This is a genomic window from Acinetobacter sp. YH16052 (assembly GCF_013417155.1).
Lineage (GTDB): Bacteria > Pseudomonadota > Gammaproteobacteria > Pseudomonadales > Moraxellaceae > Acinetobacter.
Map to the genome: position 1 here is coordinate 1 of NZ_VPEO01000049.1, position 6,080 is coordinate 6,080.

The 6,080-nt window shown below is 34.3% G+C and carries 9 protein-coding genes and 1 pseudogene; 6 read left to right on the forward strand and 4 right to left on the reverse strand.

Annotated features, from left to right (window positions below):
* The first annotated feature begins 130 nt into the window (after nt 1-130).
* The 4 genes and pseudogenes from FTV42_RS17680 to FTV42_RS15170 all read left to right on the forward strand — a co-directional run bounded on the left by FTV42_RS17680 (nt 131) and on the right by FTV42_RS15170 (nt 1,892).
* A complete protein-coding gene (locus tag FTV42_RS17680) occupies nt 131-295 on the forward strand; it encodes a hypothetical protein (protein WP_257223467.1) in 165 nt (54 codons plus the stop codon).
* A gap of 15 nt (nt 296-310) precedes the next feature.
* Nucleotides 311-529: pseudogene (locus FTV42_RS17685) on the forward strand (MarR family transcriptional regulator); the annotation flags it as partial.
* Nucleotides 522-1,301, forward strand: a complete 780-nt coding sequence (locus tag FTV42_RS15165; RefSeq protein WP_180039155.1) for an Abi family protein — start codon at nt 522-524, stop codon at nt 1,299-1,301. The pseudogene FTV42_RS17685 and the gene FTV42_RS15165, both read left to right, overlap by 8 nt.
* A 201-nt stretch (nt 1,302-1,502) precedes the next feature.
* Nucleotides 1,503-1,892: a tautomerase family protein gene (locus FTV42_RS15170; protein WP_004781111.1), complete on the forward strand. Its 390-nt coding sequence runs from the start codon at nt 1,503-1,505 to the stop codon at nt 1,890-1,892.
* A 131-nt stretch (nt 1,893-2,023) separates the two neighbouring features.
* Here FTV42_RS15170 and FTV42_RS15175 read toward each other — a convergent pair whose 3' ends face one another.
* Nucleotides 2,024-3,001 (reverse strand): GlxA family transcriptional regulator, encoded by a 978-nt coding sequence (locus FTV42_RS15175; protein WP_127801075.1) that lies wholly within the window; start codon nt 2,999-3,001, stop codon nt 2,024-2,026.
* 132 nt (nt 3,002-3,133) lie between these two features.
* On the opposite strand from FTV42_RS15175, the gene FTV42_RS15180 reads away from it, so the two are divergent.
* Both FTV42_RS15180 and FTV42_RS15185 read left to right on the forward strand, forming a co-directional pair.
* Entirely contained in the window at nt 3,134-4,018 is an 885-nt protein-coding gene (locus tag FTV42_RS15180) for an MBL fold metallo-hydrolase (RefSeq protein ID WP_180039156.1), read from the forward strand.
* 83 nt (nt 4,019-4,101) lie between these two features.
* Nucleotides 4,102-4,644, forward strand: coding sequence for a cysteine hydrolase family protein (locus FTV42_RS15185; RefSeq protein ID WP_044109724.1), 543 nt, complete (start codon nt 4,102-4,104; stop codon nt 4,642-4,644).
* 86 nt (nt 4,645-4,730) lie between these two features.
* Here FTV42_RS15185 and FTV42_RS15190 read toward each other — a convergent pair whose 3' ends face one another.
* The 3 genes from FTV42_RS15190 to FTV42_RS15200 form a co-directional block, all read right to left on the reverse strand.
* Nucleotides 4,731-5,012, reverse strand: coding sequence for an addiction module antidote protein (locus tag FTV42_RS15190; protein WP_000985610.1), 282 nt, complete (start codon nt 5,010-5,012; stop codon nt 4,731-4,733).
* On the reverse strand, nt 5,013-5,315 hold the full coding sequence (locus FTV42_RS15195) for a type II toxin-antitoxin system RelE/ParE family toxin (protein WP_000286964.1): 303 nt from the start codon (nt 5,313-5,315) through the stop codon (nt 5,013-5,015). It lies immediately after the preceding gene.
* Nucleotides 5,316-5,422: 107 nt separating this feature from the next.
* Entirely contained in the window at nt 5,423-5,824 is a 402-nt protein-coding gene (locus FTV42_RS15200) for a PH domain-containing protein (protein ID WP_127801924.1), read from the reverse strand.
* Between the last annotated feature and the right edge of the window lie 256 nt (nt 5,825-6,080).

Sequence of the window (6,080 nt, forward strand, 5' to 3'; positions counted from 1 at the left end):
CACGTCGTGACAATATGACATACATGTCGTACTATAAGTATACCAATACTTATATATACGAATATGTTTTTATGTTTTGATTTTTTTTTAATCAATTGATATTAAGTTATAGATTTATTCATAGGTTTATATGAAAAAATATAGTTTTATTGACAAATGGGGAGAAACAACAAGTCAGTTAGGCTTTGTTTCTGTACCTACTGCTCTGCTATTTGCTCAAGCTGATTTAGAAATTAATGCTTTGGAAATGAATATTCTCTTAAATCTTCTTATGCATTGGTGGAATAAGGATTAGTATCCTTATCCCTCTCAGAAAGCTATAGCTTTCCGTGTAGGAGTTTCATCTAGAACAGTTCAAAGGGTTCTAAAGGAACTAGAAGAGAAGGGATTAATAAATAGAGAAATGAGTTCTAGAACTCATAAAGTCCTTAGAGGTCGAAATATATATAATTTAGAACCTTTAATTGATGCTTTAAATACATTAACACCAATAATACAGGAACGTTTAGGTAAGGTTAGTAATGGATAGAGAATGCTTAATAGACTATGACGAATTATTAAAAGGAATTTCTTTAAAGAGATTGTTACCTTATAACTCTACCTTTGCTATCTCATCTAAAAAACCTGATTTAACCATGTTTAGCTATACTGCTCATCAAGATATAGCTACAAAATTATGTTATGTACTTCATTTAGTAGAAATAAATCTCAGAAATAATCTTAATGATAATTTTAAAGAATTTGTAGAAAAAGATGACTGGATGAAATCTATACAACTATCGCATATATCGTTAGAGCAATTAAAAAAAGCCCAACAAAAGGTATCAGGAGAGTTTAAGGAAAAGAAGAAAAAGAAGAAGCCAACTTATGATGATTATCTGAGTCAGTTAATGTTTGGATTTTGGGTTCATCTATTGAAGTTTCCATTTAATGATGTTTCTAGGTTAGATATAAATAATTTTTGGACTATTCATATTGATAAAGTTTTTCCTGGACGAGAAGGAAAAGATGTAAATCAAATATTCAACGTACTTTTACAGGTCAAGAAAACTAGAGATAGATTCTCTCATCATGAACCACTTTGGAAACCTTCTACATCAAAATATGAAAAGCCTAACGCCACAGTAAACTTTATACATTCGATTGACTATATGTTGACTTTATATGACCGAGAATTGGAGTGTCTAAAAATTTGTCAACCAGAAGCGTTTAACTATATTCATGAAATCAATCACAAAGAAAACTTCATTGAATGTTGTGATGCATACAAAGAGCAATGGAAAACTTATAATTCTTTATAGGATGGATTGTAAGTTTTCCTAAAATTAACATAATACACGTTATACGAATCTCTAAAAATAAGTTTACTACACTGATTTTTATATATTTTTTAAATTTTAAGCCTAGACCAGAGTCTAGGTTTTTTCATTTCGTATAACAGCCATTATCTTAAATGGGAGGGGAGATTAAGCTAAAATTAGGGTTTTAATTTAGAGAAAGTAATGTCTCAGATAAAAATTTATGCTTTAGATGAAACTATAGAATTACATCGTGATAATTTAAGTAAAGCTATCCATCAGGCTTTAGTTAAAGAATTAAAATACCCTGAAGAAAAAAGGTTTCAACGTTTTATTCCACTAGAATCCAAAAATTTTATATATCCAGCAGACCGCAGTACATCTTATATAATTATTGAAATTTCCATGTTCGATGGACGAACAAAAGAGACTAAAAAAGCATTTATTAAGACTCTATTCGAAAATATAAACAATCTATGCGGTATTGATTCAAATGATGTTGAGATAACTATATTTGAAACTCCTAAAGAAAACTGGGGCATTAGAGGGGAAAATGCGGATGAACTACAGTTAAATTATAAGGTAAGTGTTTAAATTTCCTGAAATTAACATAATACACGTTATACGAAGTTGAAAAATTGAGACTATAGCCTTAATTTTTATGTGTTTTTAAAATTTAAAGCCTAGACTTCGGTCTAGGTTTTTTTCATTTCTTATAACAGCCATTATGTTAAATGGGGCGGATTATTCTCATTAATGATCCCAAAAGCTTTTCTCCATGCCTGAGGGCTGGTGCCATATTTTTCACGGAAATTCTTTCTAAATGACACGGTATTATTAAAACCTGAAAGCTCGGTTATCTTTTCGATAGACAAGTTTGTCGTTTCTAAGAGTTCACAACTTAATCTGATTCTTTCAGTATTCAGCCAATCGACTAAGGTCATACCTGTCGCTTTCTTAAAATGCCGTGTGAACGTCCTACGTGTCATATGTGTCCGTTCAGCTAAGCTTTCAATATTATGTTGTAAAGCTAAATTCTTTCTTAAAAAATCAAGTAATAGGTTAATTTGTGCATCTTGGCTCGATTCTGCGACTGGCTGTTCAATAAACTGAGCTTGCCCACCTTCACGGTGAGGCGGGATCACCATTACTCTAGAGACTTTATTTGCAATTTGTGCACTATAGATTTCTCGTACCAAGTATAGGCAGCAGTCTAATGCTGCACCTGTTCCAGCAGAGGTTACAATCCTTTGGTCTTCTACATACAGGGCATCATGATCAAGTTGAACCTGTGGAAACCGCTCACTGAAATCTTGTTCAGCCATCCAGTGCGTAGCTGCTTTTTTATGGTCAAGTAAACCAGCATATGCCAGTGCATAAGTTCCATAGCATAACCCTACAATTCTAATTCCAGTCTGATATGCACAATTTAGGGCATCGATAAGTACTTGTTCAGGCTCGTGATTAAAATCATCCCACCCAGGAATAATAATAAGATCCGACTCTTTAATGAGCTCAATCCCACCATCAGGGATAATCATCATAGACTGTTCTGTTTTTACGGGTTGGCCATCTATAGAAAAAATTTTCAGATCAAATAAGCGTTTATCTTTAATCTTGATATTAAAAATGATATGGGGGATAGAGAAGTGAAATGGATTTATATTGGGATAAACGAATAATCCAATCACTGGTATAGCCATTCGATCTACCTCTCTAAAATAATAAATATAGCATGTTGTCCCAATAGTTTCGATGATTGTCCTTAAGGACAATTTTATTGCTTAATTTTTCCTATCATGATTCGAGTATGACTAAATGATTGGATCTGGAACATGAATAAAATTTTAAGTAGCTCTGTTATTGCACTCTCTCTGGCAATGGCTTCAGTCCATTTATATGCGAAGGATAAGGTGGTTCAGCGAGATACTTCTAAAGTTACGCATATACAAGAAATTCGCAATGCAACGATTAAAGTAACCTATGCTGATACAACCTTTTTAATTGACCCAATGTTTGCTAAAAAAGGGTTCTATGAAGGTTTCCCCGATACTCATCGTAGCTATTTACGGAACCCATTAGTCGATTTGCCTATCAAGCCCGAAACGATTTTAGAAGGTGTAGATGCGGTAATCGTGACCCATACCCATTTAGATCATTGGGATGATGCAGCACAAGCGGCTATTCCGAAAAACATGCCCTTGTTTGTACAGAATAAAGAAGACCAAAAAGTCATTCAGTCACAAGGCTTCAAAGATGTCCGTGTATTAACGCAAGCCACCTTTGAAGGGATTAAGCTCACTAAAACTGGTGGTCAACACGGTACTGATGCCATGTACCGTATTCCTAAGCTTAAAGCTGGATTAGGTGAAGCAATGGGTGTGGTATTTGAAGCTGCTGGCCATGAAACTGTTTATGTGGCAGGAGATACCATCTGGCGTTCTGAAGTTGATCAAGCGATTCAAACATTTAAACCTGATGTGATTGTCTTGAATACAGGTAACGCCTTGGTTGATGGCTTTAAAGAATCCATTATTATGGGCAAAGAAGATACTTATCATGCAACTCAGAAAGCACCAAATGCTAAAGTGGTTGCTGTTCACATGGATGCAATTAACCACATGTCGGTAACACGTGCTGAGCTTGCAGATTACGTAAAGGACAAAGGAATCCAAGATAAGGTTTTAATTCCTATCGATGGTGAAACGCTTTCTTTCTAAAGTGACTTAAAGAAGTGGAAGCATTCCACTTCTTTAAAACATAAGTAGAACAAAACAAATATTAGTTAAGTAAAGGAATAGGTATGTCAAAATCAGCTTTATTAGTTATCGACTTACAAAATGAATATCTACCTACAGGTAAATTACCATTGGTAAATATTGAACAAGCTGCTGCTAATGCAGTGAAAGTAATTGCGAAAGCCCATCAACTGGGTACTCAAGTGATTCATGTGCAACATATTGCTGATGCTGAATCTCCTATATTTGAACCTAGCTCAAATGGTATTGAATTTCAGGACACAGTTAAGCCGCAAGAAGATGAAGCTGTAATCATTAAAAATCACATCAATGCGTTCTTAAATACGAATCTCAAAGAAATTTTAGATAGCAATCAAGTGACTGAGTTAGTCGTGATTGGTGCTATGACGCATATGTGTGTTGATGCTGCTGTTCGTGCTGCTTCTGATTTTGGTTATAAGGTAAAAGTGATACATGATGCTTGTGCAACACTAGACTTGGAATTTAATGGCGTTAAAGTACCTGCTGGTCATGTCCATGCAACATTAATGGCCGCTTTTGAATTTGCATATGCTCAAGTAATATCAACTGAAGATTATGTTAGCTAAAGACTAAGATTTCCTAAAATTAACATAATACACGTTATATGAAGTTGAAAAAGGGAGCTTTAAGCTCCCTTTTTTACTAGTTTTTTTTAAATTGCTAAGCGTAAATTCAGCGCTTTTACCACTTTAATAACAGTATCAAAGCTTGGATTTACATCGCCAGAAAGTGCTTTATAAAGACTTTCTCGGCCTAAACCTGTGTCTCTTGATAATTGAGCCATTCCTTTAGCTTTAGCAATATTACCTAAAGCTTTTGCAATGAATGCCGCATCACCATTAGATTCATCTATACAGGCTTGTAGGTAAGCTTGCATATCTTCTTCTGTTTTAAGATGTTCAGCACTGTCCCATTTACGAAGTTTAATAGCCATTTATAGCTCCTCCTCTAAATCTTGTGCTAGTTGTAGGGCAAGTTTTATATCTTTACTTTGCGTAGACTTGTCTCCGCCTGCTAAAAGAATAACGACCCTTTGCCCTTGCTTACAGTAATAGATCCTGTAGCCAGGTCCAAAGAAGAAACGTAATTCAGAGACACCTTCACCGACTGGTTCAGTATCTCCAAAGTTTCCATCTTCAACCCGATCAATTCGGACTTGTATGCGTCTTTTTGCCTGCTGGTCTTTTAACTTGGTAAACCAGTCATCAAAGACTTCAGTGGTATATATTGAGTACATAAGATTAATGTATCCTATAGGATACATTCATGCAAGAAATAAACTTGAATGTATGGGGCTTATAACAGAATTTCGTATAACAACCATTATGTTAAATGCGGGATAAATCAAGATATTTGTTTTATAAATTCAGTTTTATTTCTTGGCGAAACCATGATTGATTCATGAATACCATCTTTTTTATATTCAATTCTTATTCTATCTAAAGATAAAGCTGGAGCTGATAAAGAGTCTGATGTTTCCTCGATCTTTTCAATGCTATTCAATGGAATTTCCCACTTTAAGAAGATACTGTGTATCTTTAATATCTCACCGTCTACAACATAGTATGTTGTTGGAATGGGTAACCAAACCACTAGAGCTAAAGAACTTAAAAGGACGGAAAAAATTATATTTGCATGTAAATTTTGGCTATCAAAATGACTATAGACTAAGGTTAAAAGCAGTAAAGAACTTCCTGTCAAAACTATAATCACCCACCAATCTATTTTTGATTTATATTTTTGCATTATTGAATTTCTCTAAAATTAACATAATACGCGTTATACGAAACGTTTTGTAAAAACCATTTTAAAACAATGTCTTATGGATGTAAAAACAGCATAAGCAGTCACGCTCAGGCTGTTTTAGTGATTTTTCATGTTCCACGATCAATAAATAAACAATGTTCCACGGGTTTGTTTAGCTTTGGCGAATAATCAATGGATGCCATTGAAGCCTTTTAGGTCTTCCGTTTTCTCAAAAATGAAGTCTCTGCGATCCAGG